The 14,937-nt window shown below is 71.1% G+C and carries 14 protein-coding genes and 1 pseudogene; 13 read left to right on the forward strand and 2 right to left on the reverse strand.

Translation table 11 applies throughout. The features are described from left to right. Positions 1-6 precede the first annotated feature (6 nt). The 7 genes from paaI to ACFQ0P_RS10165 all read left to right on the forward strand — a co-directional run bounded on the left by paaI (position 7) and on the right by ACFQ0P_RS10165 (position 5,029). Complete coding sequence (paaI, locus tag ACFQ0P_RS10135; RefSeq protein WP_204981345.1) at positions 7-393, forward strand: hydroxyphenylacetyl-CoA thioesterase PaaI; 387 nt, start codon at positions 7-9, stop codon at positions 391-393. A gap of 71 nt (positions 394-464) precedes the next feature. Further along, positions 465-1,445, forward strand: coding sequence for a 1,2-phenylacetyl-CoA epoxidase subunit PaaA (gene paaA / locus ACFQ0P_RS10140; RefSeq protein WP_204978573.1), 981 nt, complete (start codon positions 465-467; stop codon positions 1,443-1,445). Then, positions 1,445-1,750, forward strand: coding sequence for a 1,2-phenylacetyl-CoA epoxidase subunit PaaB (paaB, locus tag ACFQ0P_RS10145; RefSeq protein ID WP_204978574.1), 306 nt, complete (start codon positions 1,445-1,447; stop codon positions 1,748-1,750). The genes paaA and paaB overlap by 1 nt, the downstream gene beginning before the upstream one ends. Continuing rightward, a complete protein-coding gene (gene paaC / locus ACFQ0P_RS10150; RefSeq protein WP_204978575.1) occupies positions 1,747-2,580 on the forward strand; it encodes a 1,2-phenylacetyl-CoA epoxidase subunit PaaC in 834 nt (277 codons plus the stop codon). Before paaB ends, paaC begins: the two co-directional genes overlap by 4 nt. After that, complete coding sequence (gene paaD / locus ACFQ0P_RS10155; protein ID WP_204978576.1) at positions 2,574-3,065, forward strand: 1,2-phenylacetyl-CoA epoxidase subunit PaaD; 492 nt, start codon at positions 2,574-2,576, stop codon at positions 3,063-3,065. The genes paaC and paaD overlap by 7 nt, the downstream gene beginning before the upstream one ends. Beyond that, the gene (gene paaE / locus ACFQ0P_RS10160; protein WP_204978577.1) at positions 3,065-4,258 is read left to right on the forward strand and encodes a 1,2-phenylacetyl-CoA epoxidase subunit PaaE; all 1,194 of its coding nucleotides are present in this window, start codon (positions 3,065-3,067) and stop codon (positions 4,256-4,258) included. Before paaD ends, paaE begins: the two co-directional genes overlap by 1 nt. Before the next feature lie 9 nt (positions 4,259-4,267). Then, complete coding sequence (locus tag ACFQ0P_RS10165; RefSeq protein WP_204978578.1) at positions 4,268-5,029, forward strand: enoyl-CoA hydratase/isomerase family protein; 762 nt, start codon at positions 4,268-4,270, stop codon at positions 5,027-5,029. A gap of 1 nt (position 5,030) precedes the next feature. Here ACFQ0P_RS10165 and ACFQ0P_RS10170 read toward each other — a convergent pair. Together ACFQ0P_RS10170 and ACFQ0P_RS10175 are read right to left on the reverse strand one after the other, a co-directional pair. Next, positions 5,031-6,682, reverse strand: a pseudogene (locus tag ACFQ0P_RS10170) (thiamine pyrophosphate-binding protein). Between the two features lie 226 nt (positions 6,683-6,908). Next, positions 6,909-7,613, reverse strand: coding sequence for an IclR family transcriptional regulator (locus ACFQ0P_RS10175; protein WP_204978579.1), 705 nt, complete (start codon positions 7,611-7,613; stop codon positions 6,909-6,911). Positions 7,614-7,728: 115 nt separating this feature from the next. On the opposite strand from ACFQ0P_RS10175, the gene ACFQ0P_RS10180 reads away from it, so the two are divergent. The 6 genes from ACFQ0P_RS10180 (at position 7,729) to rplL (ending at position 14,925) form a co-directional block, all read left to right on the forward strand. After that, positions 7,729-9,621, forward strand: a complete 1,893-nt coding sequence (locus tag ACFQ0P_RS10180) for an FAD-dependent monooxygenase (protein WP_204978580.1) — start codon at positions 7,729-7,731, stop codon at positions 9,619-9,621. A 160-nt stretch (positions 9,622-9,781) separates the two neighbouring features. After that, entirely contained in the window at positions 9,782-11,254 is a 1,473-nt protein-coding gene (locus ACFQ0P_RS10185) for an NAD-dependent succinate-semialdehyde dehydrogenase (RefSeq protein ID WP_204978581.1), read from the forward strand. Between the two features lie 28 nt (positions 11,255-11,282). Continuing rightward, positions 11,283-12,362, forward strand: coding sequence for a winged helix DNA-binding domain-containing protein (locus ACFQ0P_RS10190; protein ID WP_204978582.1), 1,080 nt, complete (start codon positions 11,283-11,285; stop codon positions 12,360-12,362). A 227-nt stretch (positions 12,363-12,589) separates the two neighbouring features. Next, positions 12,590-13,573, forward strand: a complete 984-nt coding sequence (locus tag ACFQ0P_RS10195) for a hypothetical protein (protein ID WP_204978583.1) — start codon at positions 12,590-12,592, stop codon at positions 13,571-13,573. A 404-nt stretch (positions 13,574-13,977) separates the two neighbouring features. Beyond that, complete coding sequence (gene rplJ / locus ACFQ0P_RS10200) at positions 13,978-14,493, forward strand: 50S ribosomal protein L10 (RefSeq protein ID WP_204978584.1); 516 nt, start codon at positions 13,978-13,980, stop codon at positions 14,491-14,493. A gap of 42 nt (positions 14,494-14,535) precedes the next feature. Next, positions 14,536-14,925 (forward strand): 50S ribosomal protein L7/L12, encoded by a 390-nt coding sequence (gene rplL / locus ACFQ0P_RS10205; RefSeq protein ID WP_204978585.1) that lies wholly within the window; start codon positions 14,536-14,538, stop codon positions 14,923-14,925. Positions 14,926-14,937 lie beyond the last annotated feature (12 nt).

Below are 14,937 nucleotides of genomic sequence, written 5' to 3' on the forward strand. Positions count from 1 at the left end.
CGCCCGATGATGCGGCGCGACCGCGCCTCGGCCGCGCTCGGAATGATCGTCGAGCGCGACGAGCCGGGGGAGGCCGTCGTGTCGATGCGGGTGCGCGAGGACATGACGAACGGGTTCGAGATCACGCACGGCGGTATGGTGTTCGCCGTCGCCGACACGGCTTTCGCGATCGCGTGCAACGAGAGCGACGACGTGACCGTCGCCGCGGGCGCGGACATCGCCTTCCTCAAGCCCACGCGTGCCGGGCAGACCCTCACCGCTCACGCGCGACGGCGCGCGCTCTCGGGAAGGGCGGGTCTGTACGACGTGACCGTCACCGATGAGACGGGCGACGTCGTCGCCGAGTTCCGAGGGCGCTCGGTCACGACGAGACGGGCGCAGCCGGTGGACTGACGCGCGCGCTGTCCGCCGCGGCATCCGTCGAGGTAGACTTACTGAACGAACGGTCTGTAATTAAGGAGTCGATGATGACTGCACCCGAGCTGAGCGTGATCGCCGGCGACGAGGCGGCCGAGCAGGCGCGCTTCGACGAGCTCATCGCCGCCGAGCAGCGCATCGAGCCGCGCGACTGGATGCCGGAGGCCTACCGTCGCACGCTGATCCGGCAGATCTCCCAGCACGCGCACTCCGAGATCATCGGCATGCAGCCCGAGGGGAACTGGATCACCCGCGCCCCGAGCCTCAAGCGCAAGGCGATTCTCATGGCCAAGGTCCAGGACGAGGCCGGCCACGGGCTGTACCTGTACTCGGCTGCCCAGACGCTCGGCATCACACGCGACGAGATGACGCAGCAGCTGATCGACGGAAAGGCCAAGTACTCGTCGATCTTCAACTACCCGACACCGACGTGGGCGGACATGGGTGCGATCGGCTGGCTCGTCGACGGTGCCGCGATCTGCAACCAGGTGCCGCTCTGCCGCGCGTCGTACGGACCCTACGGCCGTGCGATGGTGCGCATCTGCAAGGAGGAGTCGTTCCATCAGCGGCAGGGCTTCGAGATCCTCCTGACTCTCATGCAGGGCACGCCGGCGCAGCGCCGGATGGCGCAGGACGCCGTGGACCGCTGGTACTGGCCGAGCCTCATGATGTTCGGTCCGCCGGACGACTCCTCACCCAACTCCGCCCAGTCCATGGCGTGGAAGATCAAGCGCTTCTCGAACGACGACCTTCGGCAGCGGTTCATCGGGATGCTCGTGCCGCAGGCCGAGGTCCTCGGCGTGACGCTGCCCGACCCCGAGCTGTGCTGGCTCGAGGACGAGCAGCGCTGGCACACCAGCGAGATCGACTGGACGGAGTTCCACGAGGTCCTGCGCGGGCGCGGGCCCATGAACGCCGAGCGGCTGCGCCATCGGCGCACGGCCCATGAGGAGGGTGCGTGGGTGCGCGAGGCCGCGGCGGAGTACGCCCGCAAGCAGGCCGCCCGTGCGGAAGGGCAGGTGGCCTGATGGCGACCCCCGGCACGTCCGAGCGCGAGACCTGGCCCCTGTGGGAGGTGTTCGTGCGGGCCGGCCGCGGGCTCAGCCACGTGCACGCCGGATCGCTCCACGCCCCCGACGCCGAGCTCGCGCTACGCAACGCGCGCGACCTCTACACCCGGCGCGGGGAGGGCACGAGCGTGTGGGTCGTGCCCGCCGACGCGATCACCACGAGCGATCCCGACTCGAAGGGCGCGTTCTTCGAGAGCCCGGCCGGCAAGAACTACCGCCACGCCGTGTACTACACGGCCTCCGAGGGGGTGCCGCACCTGTGAGCCACGCGGATGAGCGGTCGCCGCACGGCGAGGTCACCGTCGACCGGATCGAGCTGTCGGCGGAGCTCCTCGGTGCCGACGACCGCTCGGCGACGGCCGACGTCGCCGAGTACGCGCTGTGGCTCGGAGACGACGCCCTCATCCTGTCGCAGCAGCTGGGGATGTGGATCGCGCGCGCCCCCGAGCTCGAGGAGGACGTGGCCCTCGCGAACATCGCGCTGGACCTCCTCGGCCACGCCCGGTCCTTCCTCCACTACGCGGGGACCGCCGACGGTCGCTCCGAGGACGACCTGGCCTACTGGCGCGACGAGGACGGATTCCGGTGCGCGTGGCTCTTCGCGCAGCCGAACGGGGACTTCGCGCACACGATCGCGCGCCAGCTCGCGGCATCCGTCTATCAGTACGAGCTGTACTCCTCGCTCCAGGCGTCGTCCGACGAGACGCTCGCCGCGATCGCCGCGAAGGCCGTCAAAGAGGTCGAGTACCACCGCGACCACGCCGTGCAGTGGACGCTGCGGCTGGCGGGGGGCACCGAGGAGTCGAGGGAACGGATGCTGCGCGCCGTCGCCGACGTGTGGCCGTACGTCGACGAGCTCTTCCGAGACGAGCCGGTCATCGACCGGCTGGAGGGCATCGCCGCGCGCCCGTCTGCGCTGCGTGCGCCGTTCGACTCGGTCGTGGATGCGGTGCTCGCCGAGGCCGGGATCGATCGCCCCGCGGGGTTCGTGTCGTCGGGCGGCGGTCGCCGGGGTACGCACTTCCCGACGCTCGGCTACCTCCTCGCCGAGATGCAGGTGCTCGCGCGGCAGCATCCGGGGGCGTCATGGTGACCGCGACCCCCGATGCCGAGCTCGCACGCCGGGTGGCGGCGGCCGTCGTCGATCCCGAGGTGCCCGTCCTCACCATCGAGGATCTGGGCGTCCTGCGTGACGTCGCGGTCGACGGCGGGCGCGTGACGGTGACGATCACCCCGACCTACTCCGGCTGCCCGGCCGTCGACGCGATTCGGGACGACCTCGTGCTCGCGCTGACCGGCGCCGGATTCGACGACGTCGACGTGCGTCTCACCCTCGCACCCGCCTGGACGACGGACTGGATGAGCGAGACGGGCAAGGAGAAGCTGCGTGCGTACGGCATCGCGCCGCCGACCGGCCGCGCGGCGGTGGGACCGATCCGGGTGGCGCTGGGCGTGAAGTGCCCGCGCTGCGGCTCGCTGGACACCCGCGAGCTCGCGCGCTTCGGCTCCACCTCGTGCAAGGCGCTCTACGAGTGCCGCGCGTGCCTCGAACCCTTCGACCACTTCAAGGTGCACTGATGGGATCGGACACGTCGGCGACGGAGAACGCCCGCATCGCCGAATCGCTCCTCGGCAGCGCCGTCGGCGGCCCGCGCGGAACCCGCCGGCGCACCCGCTTCCACACGCTGCGCGTGGCGGCCGTCCGACGGTTGACGGATGCCTCGATCGAGGTCACCTTCACCGTGCCCGAGAAGCTCCGCGACGAGTTCGGGTACCTCGCCGGTCAGCACGTCGCTGTGCGCACGGTGCTCGACGGGCACGAGGTGCGGCGGTCCTATTCGCTGTGCCGGGCCGAAGACGCCGGCGGGGGAGGGGACGGGCCGCGCACGATCAGCGTCGCGATCAAGCGGGATCAGGGCGGACGCTTCTCGACGTGGGCGCAGACCGAGCTGCGGCCCGGGGACCGCCTCGACGTCATGAGCCCGCAGGGGACGTTCACCTCGACGCTCGCGGACCTCGACGGCGCGCACGTGGCCGGCATCGCGGCGGGTTCGGGGATCACGCCGCTCATGGCGCTCGCGGCGACCGTGCTCGCGCGCTCCGCCACGTCGCGGTTCACGCTCGTCTACACCAACCGCTCCACGACGGACGTCATGTTCCTCGAGGAGCTCGCCGACCTGAAGGACCGCTATCCGTCGCGCCTCGCGCTGCACCACGTGCTCTCGCGCGAGCAGCGCGCGGCGCCGCTGCTCTCGGGACGGATCGACGAGGACCGGCTGCGCCGCATCCTCGATTCCCTCGTCCTTCCCGACACGGTCGACGAGTGGTTCCTGTGCGGTCCGTTCGCCCTCGTCCAGCTGTGCCGCGACACGCTCGACGACATCGGCGTCGACCCCGCGCACGTGCGCTACGAGCTGTTCACCACGGGCGAGGCCGGCCGCGTCGAGGCGCCCTCGGGTCGCGCTGTGCAGGTTCGCGCCGACGAACCCGTCCACCACGTCGAGGTCACGCTCGACGGGCAGTCCTCGACGGTCGAGAGTCCGGTGTCGGCGCACGAGTCGATCCTGAACGCCGCGCTTCGCGTGCGCCCCGACGCGCCGTTCGCGTGTGCGGGCGGCGTGTGCGGGACGTGCCGCGCGCGACTGGTCGAGGGGTCGGTCACGATGACCGAGAACTACGCCCTCGAACCGGATGAGCTGGAGCGGGGCTACATTCTGACCTGCCAGTCCCATCCCACGACCGACCGGGTCGTGGTCGACTACGACGTATAGGAGGCACCGATGATCGATCTCTCCCTGACCGGCGACGTCGCCGAGGTCGTGCTCAATGCGCCGAAGAAGCTCAACGCCCTGTCGCTGCGGGAGCTGGGCGAGATGGATGCCGCGTACCGCGCGGCCGAGGATGCCGGTGTGCGCGCGCTCGTGCTGCGCGCCGAGGGCCGCGCCTTCTGTGCGGGCCGGGACATCTCCGGCGTGGATCCGGCCACGGACGACGTACCGAGGTATCTCGCCGGCGTCGAGACGCTGATGCGGCGAATCGCCGCCTTCCCCGCGCCCACCTTCGCCGCCGTGCACGGCGCATGCCTGGGGGTCGGCCTCGGGCTCGCCATCGCGACCGACGTCGTCTACGTCGCCGACGACGCCAAGATCGGCTCGCCGTTCGCCAGTCTCGGCGCGATGCTCGACTCCGGCGGTCACGCACTCCTGTACGAGAGGCTCGGCGCGCACCGCGCCCTCGACCTGATCTACACGGGAGAGCTGATGTCGGGCGCGGAGGCTGTCGCCGCGGGACTCTTCAGCCGTTCGATGCCCGTCGAGGAGGTCTTCGACTTCACAGCCGACCGCGCACAGGTGGTGGCGTCGGGCCCGACGGCCGCGTTCGTCGCCTCGAAGCGCCTCATCGCGCGGCTCCGCGACGACCGGCTCTGGGATGCGCTGGCGGAGGAGGCCCGCGGACAGGAGACCCTGCGCACCACGGCGGACTACCGCGAGGGGTTCCAGGCGTTCCAGCAGAAGCGGAAGCCCGACTTCACGGGCGAGTGAGTCAGGAGTTCACGCGGATGATCTCCTCCTGGTACGGGGCGATGACGGCTCCCGAGATGCGGCAGTCCAGCAGCAGGAAGGGCCGGGATGCCGCATCCTCCCGCGTCCACTCGGCGAGCCGGTCGAGGTCTCCCATGGTCCGCACGACGACCCCTTCGGCCCCGACGCCGGTGGCGAGGCCGGCGAAGTCGACCTCGGGGATGCGCATCGGCCCTTCGGCGAGGCCCTTGAGGCCGTAGAGGTTGACCTCTGCGCCGTAGGCCGCGTCGTTCCACACCACGGCCATGCCGCGCCCGCCCGCCACCCGGACGGCGGTCTCGAGGTCGGCCAGGGCCATGAGCCCGCCGCCGTCGCCGGTCGTGAGCACGATCGTGGCGTCGGGCTTCGCGAGGGCCGCGCCCGCGACGGACGGGAACCCGAGGCCGATCGACTGGAAGGCGGTGCCGACCATCATCATCCGATCGGGCGAGGCCACCGGCCAGTACATGTTCGCCCAGCCGATGAAGTGTCCGCCGTCCGAGACGACGGCGCGGTCCTCGGGAGCAGCTCTCCGATGCGGGCGGCCACCGACCGGGGATCGAGCCGGCCGTCGGGCGCGACTTCGTCGCCTCGGTCGTAACCGCGGGCGGCGGCCACGTCGACGCGCTCGCGCCACCCGCTGGGCGCCAAGCCCCGCTTGCGGATCGCCGACACGACCTCGCCCGCCACGACCGCCGCGTCACCGCGCACGAACCGGCCGACGTGGGGGTGGGTCGCCGTCGCGGCGACGTCCACCTGGAACACCCTCGTCCCCGGCGCGAAGAGCTCGCCGAAGCGCATCGTGAACTGGTTGAGCGAGGCGCCGAAGACGACGGCGACGTCTGCCTCGCGGACGAGTTCCATCGCCCCCTCGGCCCCGAACCCACCCGTGACCCCGAGGTCGAACTCCGTGCGAGGGAACACGCCCCGCCCGAGCGCCGTGGACGCGGTCAGCGCCCCGACCTGATCGGCCAGCTCGCCCAGCGCGGGCCCCGCGCTGGAGACCCAGGCTCCGCGTCCCGCGAGGAGGAACGGGCGCTCCGCGGTGGCCAGCGCCGCCGCGAGCTCTTCGACCGCGGCGCGGGCGAAGGGCCCGACGGGCCCGAGCGGTGTAGGCAGGACGGGCTCAGGTGCTTCGGGGACGGGCCCCGCCTCGCGCGACGCGACGTCGTACGGGATCGCGAGGACCGTCGGCACGCGGTACGTCAGGGCGTGCTCGATCGCGATGACCGTGGTGGCTGCGGCATCCGCCCGACCGACCGTGTAGGTGCGCGCGCCGACCGCCGACGCCAGCGCGATCTGGTCGACGTCCCACGGACGGGGACCGGACGTCGGCTCGTCGCCCACGACGAGGACGAGCGGCACGTGGGCCTGCACGGCTTCGGCGAGCGCTGTCAGGGTGTTGGTGAATCCCGCGCCGTAGGTCGCGGTCGCGGCCGCGAGGCGTCCGGATGCGCGGTGGTAGGCGTCGGCGGCGACGACACCGCCGGCCTCGTGCCGCACCGCGGTGAAGTGCACGTCGGTCGAGCGCTCGAGGGCGTCGAGGAAGTAGGCGTTGCCGTTGCCCATGACCCCGAAGACGTGGTCGATGTGGCGGGCGAGGGTGAGCGCGACGTGCGCGGAGACGGTCGGCATGGGGACTCCAGCAAGACGAGGAACGGGTGTGAGGCCGTATGTGTCTCGCGCGTCCGCGCTGCGTGCCCATTTTTCGAGCACCGGCGGGTTCGTCCCCGCCGGACGAAACCGAGTATAGGGGCTTCGCCAGACGGCACGTACTCCTCGGAATCCGTCCCTGTCTCGCCCCGTCGGCGGCATTCGGCGCCGATCCTGGGCGGATCCGAGGAGTCGGTGCATTCGCCGGTCAGGCGCCGAGGGCGGCGCGGATCACGCCGGCCGAGTGCGCGAGCCGCGCGGCGATCGCGTCCGGCTCGTGCCGGCTGGCGAGATACACGACGGCGAGCGCGGCGGGCCCGCGGCCGCGCAGATCGAGGGGAACCGCGACGGCCCGCAGGCTCGGGATGACCTCGTCGTGGCTCTCGAACCAGCCGCGGTGCGCGGCATCCCTCACCTCCTCGCGGAGGGTCGCGGTGGCCTCCTGCGGCCACGCGGTGGACGGCAGGAGCGAGAGGATCGCCTTACCGGGGGCGCCGCGCGTGACGGGATGCCGCGTCCCCGGGCGCTGCGCCACCGAGGCGACCGCGTGCCGCGGCTCGACGCTGGCGAGCGTCACGCATTCGTCGTGGTCGAGTACGGAGAGGAAGCTCGTCTCGCCCAGCTCGTTGGCGATGGCGGTGAGCTCGGGCAGGGCCTCGGCCTGGAGGTCGTGCGCGACGCCCGCGGCCAGCGCAGCCATGCGCGCGCCGATCGCCACGCGGCCGGCGTCGTCGCGCGCGACGAGACCGTGGTCTTCGAGCGTCCGCAGCAGCCGGTAGGCGACCGATCGGTGCACGTCCAGACGCCGGGCGATCTCGTCGATGGTGAGGGGCTCGCGGGCGTCGGCGAGGACCTCGAGGATCCGGATGCCTCGACTCAAGGTCTGCGATGCGGGGCCGCGCTGGTCGGTCATTCGGCGCCTCCCTTGCCGGTCCGGATCGGGTCGTATACGATCTGTTCAATAGTAGAACGACGTGTTCGAATATAGAACACCCGGTTCACCGTCGCAACGACGCGCGAGGAGTCTCATGCAGTTCCACCACCACGGCTATGTATCGGGCGAGCCGCGCGTCCAGGACGCCGCCGGCACGGGGATCGACCGGCCTGCCGATCTCCCCGACGAGACGGACGTCCTGATCGTCGGCTCCGGGCCGGCCGGCATGCTCCTCGCCGCGCAGCTGTCGCAGTTCCCCGGGGTGTCGACCCGGATCATCGAGCGGCGCGACGGCCGCCTCGTGCTCGGCCAGGCCGACGGCATCCAGCCTCGCAGCGTCGAGACGTTCCAGGCGTTCGGGTTCGCCGAGCGCATCGTCGCCGAGGCGTACAACATCGCGTACATGAACTTCTGGGGGCCCGACCCCGAGAATCCCCGCAACATCGTGCGCACCGCCCGCACCGAGGACTACGCCCTCAAGATCAGCGAGTTCCCGCACCTCATCGTCAACCAGGCGCGCGTGCTGGACTACTTCGCCGAGGCGGCCCGGTTCGGGCCGGGGCGCATCGTCCCGGACTACGGCGTGGAGTTCCTCGGCCTCACGGTCCACGAGGGCGGCGCGCGACCGGTCGAGGTGCGCGTGCGCCACACGACCGGGGAGCGCGCCGGCGAGGAGCGGACGATCCGCGCGACCTACGTCGTCGGATGCGACGGGGCCCGCAGCGGCGTGCGCGCGGCGATCGGCCGCGTGCACGTCGGCGACTTCGCGGCGCACGCCTGGGGCGTCATGGACGTGCTCGTGAACACCGACTTCCCGGACTGGCGCACCAAGTGCGCCATCAACTCCACCGCGGGGAACATCCTCCACATCCCGCGCGAGGGGGGCTACCTGAGCCGCATGTACATCGACCTCGGCGAAGTGGCGGAGGACGACGACCACCGTGTGCGGCAGACGCCGGTCGAAGAGATCATCCGCCGCGCGAACGAGATCCTGCACCCGTACTCGATCGACGTGAAGCAGGTCGCGTGGCACAGCGTCTACGAGGTCGGCCACCGCGTCACCGACCGGTTCGACGACGGCGACGACGGCCGGACCCCGCACGTCTTCCTCACCGGCGACGCGTGCCACACGCACAGCGCGAAGGCCGGTCAGGGCATGAACGTGTCGATGCAGGACGGATTCAACCTGGGCTGGAAGCTCGGCCACGTCCTCGAGGGGCTCGCTCCCGCTTCCCTCCTCGAGACGTATTCGGCCGAGCGTCAGCCGGTCGCCCAGCAGCTGATCGACTTCGACCGCGAGTGGTCGTCGCTCATGGCGCGAAAGCCCGACGAGATCTCCGACCCGCAGGAGCTCGCGACGTTCTACCTCGGCACCGCCGAGTTCCCGTCCGGGTTCATGACGCAGTACGGCCCTTCGATGATCGTCGCGGATGCCGCGCATCAGGATCTGGCCCCCGGATTCCCCCTCGGCAAGCGGTTCGCGTCCGTCGAGGTCTCCCGCGTGTGCGACGGCAACGTCATCCACCTCGGCCACCACGCGAAGGCCGACGGACGCTGGCGCGTGTACGCGTTCGCCGACCGGCCGGCCGCGGGTGAGCAGTCCGCGCTCGCCGACTGGGCGGAGTGGGCCGCGTCGCCGTCGTCGCCGCTCGCGCGGCACACGCCGGCCGATGCCGACGAGGACGCGGTGTTCGACGTGAAGGTCGTCTACCAGCAGCGCCACGAGGACGTCGACCTCACGAAGGTCCCCGGCGTCTTCCTTCCCCGCACGGGCCCGCTCGGGCTCACCGACTGGGAGAAGGTCTACGCCGCGGGGCCGAGTGCGTGGAGCACGGCCGACATCTTCGCCGAACGCGAGCTGTCGCGGGACGGCGTCGTGGTCGTCGTGCGCCCCGATCAATACGTCGCCGCCGTGGTGCCCCTCGATGCCAGGGACGAACTGTCGGACTTCCTCGCGGGGGCCTTCGGCGGTCACGGGTCCCCGTGATCACCCGGCCGGCCCGAACGTCCGCAGTACCGGCGGGAGAAATCCGTGGCGCTCCTGTACACGGCGTACATCGGAGCGGCGACCGCTCCCCGGGCAGAATTGCCCCGAGAGTCCACCTGAGCAGGATGCCGCGGCATCCGCGACCGACGAGGAGTCCCCTGTGACCGACAACCGTGAGACCGATCTGCTGGCGTCGGTGCCCGATGCGCTCTTCATCGGGGGCGAGTGGCGCAAGGCCGCAGACGGCCGCACTCTGAAGGTGTACGACCCGGCGACGGGCGACGTCGTGAAGGAGATCGCGGACGCGTCCGTCGAGGACGGCAAGGCCGCGATGGATGCCGCGGCCGACGCATTCCCGGCCTGGGCGGCGACGCCCGCGCGGGAGCGCGCCGAGATCCTGCGTCGCGCGTTCGACCTGCTGCAGGAGCGCAAGGAGGACTTCGCGCTGCTGATGACGATCGAGATGGGCAAGCCGCTCGCGGAGGCCCGCGGCGAGGTCGCCTACGGCGGAGAGTTCCTGCGGTGGTTCAGCGAGGAGACGGCCCGCGTGCAGGGCCGCTACGGCGCGAATCCCGAGGGGACCGGCCGCATGATCGTGTCGCAGCATCCGGTCGGACCCTGCTTCCTCATCACGCCGTGGAACTTCCCGCTGGCCATGGCGACCCGCAAGATCGCGCCCGCGCTCGCCGCCGGGTGCACCGTGGTGATCAAGCCCGCCGAGCTGACCCCGCTCACCACGCTGGCCTTCGCGAAGCTGCTCGAGGACGCGGGCCTTCCGAAGGGGGTCGTCAACGTCTTCACCACGTCGACCTCGGGCAAGGTCTCCGAGCCCATCATCCGCGACCCCCGCCTGCGGAAGCTGTCGTTCACCGGGTCGACCCAGGTCGGGCAGCGGCTGCTGGAGCAGGCCGCGCAGGGGGTTCTGCGCACGTCGATGGAGCTCGGCGGCAACGCGCCGTTCGTGGTGTTCGAGGACGCCGATCTCGACAAGGCCGTCGACGGGGCGATGCTGGCGAAGTTCCGCAACATCGGCCAGGCCTGCACCGCCGCGAACCGGTTCATCGTGCAGCGCTCCGTCGCCGACGAATTCGCCCGCCGCGTGACCGAGCGCGTCCAGGGGATGAAGATCGGCCGCGGAACCGAGGACGGCGTCGCGATCGGTCCGCTCATCAATCAGGACGCCGTCGACAAGGCCGCCGCGCTCGTCGCCGACGCCGTCGAGCGCGGCGCGCATGTGCGCACCGGCGGCAACGAGGTCGAGGGCACCGGCACGTTCTACGAGCCGACCGTGGTCACCGACGTGCGGCCGGGCAGCGACATCCTCCGCGAGGAGATCTTCGGGCCGGTGCTTGCCATCATCCCGTTCGACGACGAGGACGATGCGGTGCGCATCGCCAACGACACCGAGTACGGGCTCGTGTCCTACGTCTTCACCGAGTCCCTGGCTCGCGGGCAGCGCATGATCGAACGGCTCGAGACCGGGATGATGGGCCTCAACGTGGGCGTCGTCTCCAACGCCGCCGCCCCGTTCGGCGGCTGGAAGATGTCGGGCCTCGGCCGCGAGGGCGGCGCCGAGGGCATCCACGAGTACCTCCAGACGAAGTACACCCTGACGGCGAACCCCTTCGCCTGATGTCGGCGCTCCCGGGCATGATGGGGCGATGGATGCCGCGGCCGTCCGGGAGCGCCGACTCCGCTCGCACCGGCTGAGTGCGCCCGCGGCCACCGTGGCCGAGGCGGCATCGCACATGCTCGCGACGCAGGGTCAGGAGTTCTGGGGCGGGCGCTGGGCGCTCGCCGCCCGCACGCGCGGCCGCGTCACGGTGCGCGACGTCGACGCGGCCTTCGAGCGCGGCGAGCTCGTGCGGTCGTGGACGATGCGCGGAACCATCCACGTCATCCCGGCTCGCGATCTCGCGTGGGTCCTCTCCGTCACGGGCGAGCGCCAGGCGCGCCAGGCCGCCGCCGTCCACCGCGCCGAGGCGATCGACGCCGATGAGCTCGTGCGGGCCGAGGCCCTCGTTCGCGCGGCCCTGGGCGGCGGCAACCGCCTGACCCGCAGGGAGCTGTTCGAGGTGCTCGAGGGCGGGGGAGTGACCACCGTCGGCCAGCGCGGCTATCACCTGCTCGTCGCGCTCTCGCTGCGCGCCGTGGTGTGCCAGGGTCCGGTCGTGCCGCGCGAGAGCGGGCCGGCGCGCGAACAGTACATCGTGCTCCTCGAGGAGTGGGTGACGGATGCCGCGACCCCGGCCGATCCGCCCGCCGAGCTGTTCGCGCGCTACGTCGCCTCGCACGGCCCCGCCGGAGCGCGCGACTTCGCGTGGTGGTCGGGGCTGCCGCTCGGTGTTTCGCGTGCCGCGGCGGAAGCGGCATCCGATCGCCTCTCGGTCGTGGGCGACGGCCACGAACCGCAGTACGTCGCCGCCGGTCCCGCGCCGCGCCGCCTCGCGTCGGCGCCGGAGGTCGTGGCGCTGCCGCCGTTCGAGGAGTACTACCTCTCCTACGCCGACCGGACGGTGCCGTGCGCGCCGGAGTTCCTCCGGGCGGTCGGACCGAGCATGAACGGCATCGTGCGACCGATCATCGTCGCGCGGGGCCGGATCGTCGGCGTGTGGACGCATTCCGTCGCGGTGGGTCGTCACGCCGACGATCCCGTCCCGGAGCTCTTCACGGCCGACTCCGCGTCCGCCGCCGAGGTGTCGGCCGCGCTCGACCGCTACCGCGCCTTCATCACGGCCTGAGCGGGCGAGGTACCGACCGCCGCCCGCCCGCCTCGCGGCCCGCCTTCGAGAAGCCACGTTCGCGCCGAGTGACCACGTCAGAGACGCGCCGAACGTGGAGTCTCGGCGAGAACGCACGTGCTCGGCGCCTGGACCGAGCTTCCTCCACAACGGGCGCTGAACGACGTTGCCTACGAGATCGCGCTGTTCGGGCGACGTCACCGCGGTGGCGCCGCGAAGATCGACCGATGCGGCACCACCTCTCCCTCGAGCAGGCCCGCGGCCTCGTCGTCTCACGAACCGCCCTCCGCCGAGACCGGTGGACGGAGCGGCAGATCGCCGCCGCCGTGCGCGGCGGGGCGCTGCGGCGGCTCCAGCGCGGCCGGTATGTGCGCTCCGCGGAGTGGGACGCGCTGTGGCCGGAATCACGACACCTGCTCGAGGTCACCGCGGCGTTCGCCGAGATGAACGGCGGAAACTCCGTGGCATCGTACGAGTCGGCTGCGGTGATCTGGGGGCTCCCGCTCTTCCGGCACGAACCGCCCGCCGTGCACGTCACCATCCCGGGCGGCAAGCACGTGGCGAGCCGAGCGGGTCTGCGTCGACATCACGATGTGCTTCCCGACGAGGATGTCGCGTTCCGCGGCGCCTTTCGGGTCACTGCGCTCGATCGTACGGTGTTCGACCTCGCGCGCACCTTGTCGTTCGAGACCGCTGTGGCCGCCGCGGACGCGGCCCTGAGAGTCGTCGCCTTCGCCGCCCGGGAGTACGACCTCGCCGCGGCCGCGGCGTGGCGCGAGCGGATGCGTCGTCGAGTCGCCGGCTCCGGGGGCGTGCGAGGCGTGCGGCAGGCCGCGCAGGTCATCGAGTTCGCCGACGGACGGTCGGAATCGCCGGCCGAGAGCGTCGCGCGGGTGCAAGCGGCTCGGCTCGGATTCGCTCGGATCGGTCTCCAGATTCCCGTCCCGAGCCCTCACGGCACGCTGTGGTGGGTCGATCTGGAGTTGGAGGAGGTCGGCGCGTTTCTCGAGATCGACGGCATCGGGAAGTACGACGAGGCGCTGCGGTCCGGCCGTACGCTCCAGGAGGTGCTGCTGGCGGAGAAGCGCCGCGAGGACTGGATCCGCGGGACGACCGGGAAGCAGCTCGTGCGCGCTGAGCCTCAGCACGTCCGCACACCGGAGGCCCTCGCCGAGAGGCTCGCGTCGTTCCACATCCGTCTCCCGCGCTGACCCGGTCTCCCGCTTCCCCGACGGGAACGCACGATGTCGCCGACCGACCACGTCTGCGACGCACACACGATGCGTTCTCGGCGAGGAGCCCGGAACTCGACGGCCGCCGTCGACCGGCGAGCTCGGGATGTGCGGAACCCGGCCCGATTTGGCGGCATCCGGGGCGTCACGTAGACTTGCGGCAACCGAAGACCGCCGGTCATCGTCGTGTGCGCGAGCACACGGGATCGAAGCACTGCATCGCAGGGGCCCGCGCAGGTGACACGAACGATTCTCCTGGATCAGGATTCCGCTCCGTGCGCTTGCGCCGGAGCTTTTTTCTTTGCCGTGACGAGAGCAGATGAGCGGATGTCGAGGCCGGCGCCCCGCCATCGCGGAGCGTCTCGTACACACAAGGAGTGGCCATGGCGCAGAAGGAAGCATCGGTCGCCGAGCTCACGAAGCATTTCGAGGACTCGACCGCCGTTCTGCTGACCGAGTACCGCGGTCTGACGGTCGCCCAGCTCAAGGAGCTGCGCAACAGCATTCGTCAGGACGCGGAATACGCCGTGGTGAAGAACACGCTGACCAAGATCGCCGCGAACAACGCGGGGATCACGTCGCTGGACGACGACCTCAAGGGTCCGTCGGCCATCGCTTTCGTGCACGGTGACCCGGTCTCCGTCGCGAAGGGTCTGCGCGCCTTCGCCAAGGCACACCCTCTTCTCGTCATCAAGGGCGGTTTCTTCGACGGAAACCCCCTCAGCGCTGAAGAGGTCAGCAAGCTCGCCGACCTCGAGAGCCGTGAAGTCCTGCTGGCGAAGCTCGCCGGCGCGATGAAGGCCTCGATGACCAAGGCGGCCTACGTCTTCAACGCGCTGCCGTCGAAGGCCGTTCGCACGGTCGACGCGCTGCGCGAGAAGCAGGAGTCCGCGGCCTGAACCGGCCCGGCATAGCAAAACCCCGAATCAAGGAGAATCATCATGGCAAAGCTCAGCACTGAGCAGCTGCTCGACGCGTTCAAGGAGCTCACGCTCATCGAGCTCAGCGAGTTCGTCAAGGCGTTCGAGGAGACCTTCGACGTCACCGCCGCCGCCCCCGTCGCCGTTGCCGCCGCTGGCGCGCCGGCCGGTGGCGCCCCCGCCGAAGAGGCCGAGGAGAAGGACTCCTTCGACGTCATCCTCGAGGCTGCCGGCGACAAGAAGATCCAGGTCATCAAGGTCGTCCGCGAGCTCACCTCGCTCGGCCTCGGTGAGGCGAAGGCCGTCGTCGACGGTGCTCCCAAGGCCGTCCTCGAGGGCGCCAACAAGGAGACCGCCGACAAGGCGAAGGCCGCTCTCGAAGAGGCCGGCGCTTCGGTCACCCTGAAGTAATCGCGCGAGCTC

This window comes from Microbacterium insulae (genome assembly GCF_042677065.1).
In the GTDB taxonomy this organism is placed as follows: domain Bacteria; phylum Actinomycetota; class Actinomycetes; order Actinomycetales; family Microbacteriaceae; genus Microbacterium; species Microbacterium insulae.

What these genes read in the sequence shown, in the direction of transcription:
- ACFQ0P_RS10165 (WP_204978578.1), top strand. Translation starts at nt 4,268, where the DNA reads ATGATCGATCTCTCCCTGACCGGCGACGTCGCCGAGGTCGTGCTCAAT.
- ACFQ0P_RS10190 (WP_204978582.1), top strand. Translation starts at nt 11,283, where the DNA reads ATGGATGCCGCGGCCGTCCGGGAGCGCCGACTCCGCTCGCACCGGCTG.
- ACFQ0P_RS10195 (WP_204978583.1), top strand. Translation starts at nt 12,590, where the DNA reads ATGCGGCACCACCTCTCCCTCGAGCAGGCCCGCGGCCTCGTCGTCTCA.
- ACFQ0P_RS10175 (WP_204978579.1), bottom strand. Translation starts at nt 7,613, where the DNA reads ATGACCGACCAGCGCGGCCCCGCATCGCAGACCTTGAGTCGAGGCATC.
- rplL (WP_204978585.1), top strand. Translation starts at nt 14,536, where the DNA reads ATGGCAAAGCTCAGCACTGAGCAGCTGCTCGACGCGTTCAAGGAGCTC.
- ACFQ0P_RS10180 (WP_204978580.1), top strand. Translation starts at nt 7,729, where the DNA reads ATGCAGTTCCACCACCACGGCTATGTATCGGGCGAGCCGCGCGTCCAG.
- paaB (WP_204978574.1), top strand. Translation starts at nt 1,445, where the DNA reads ATGGCGACCCCCGGCACGTCCGAGCGCGAGACCTGGCCCCTGTGGGAG.
- paaA (WP_204978573.1), top strand. Translation starts at nt 465, where the DNA reads ATGATGACTGCACCCGAGCTGAGCGTGATCGCCGGCGACGAGGCGGCC.
- paaD (WP_204978576.1), top strand. Translation starts at nt 2,574, where the DNA reads ATGGTGACCGCGACCCCCGATGCCGAGCTCGCACGCCGGGTGGCGGCG.
- rplJ (WP_204978584.1), top strand. Translation starts at nt 13,978, where the DNA reads ATGGCGCAGAAGGAAGCATCGGTCGCCGAGCTCACGAAGCATTTCGAG.
- paaE (WP_204978577.1), top strand. Translation starts at nt 3,065, where the DNA reads ATGGGATCGGACACGTCGGCGACGGAGAACGCCCGCATCGCCGAATCG.
- paaI (WP_204981345.1), top strand. Translation starts at nt 7, where the DNA reads ATGATGCGGCGCGACCGCGCCTCGGCCGCGCTCGGAATGATCGTCGAG.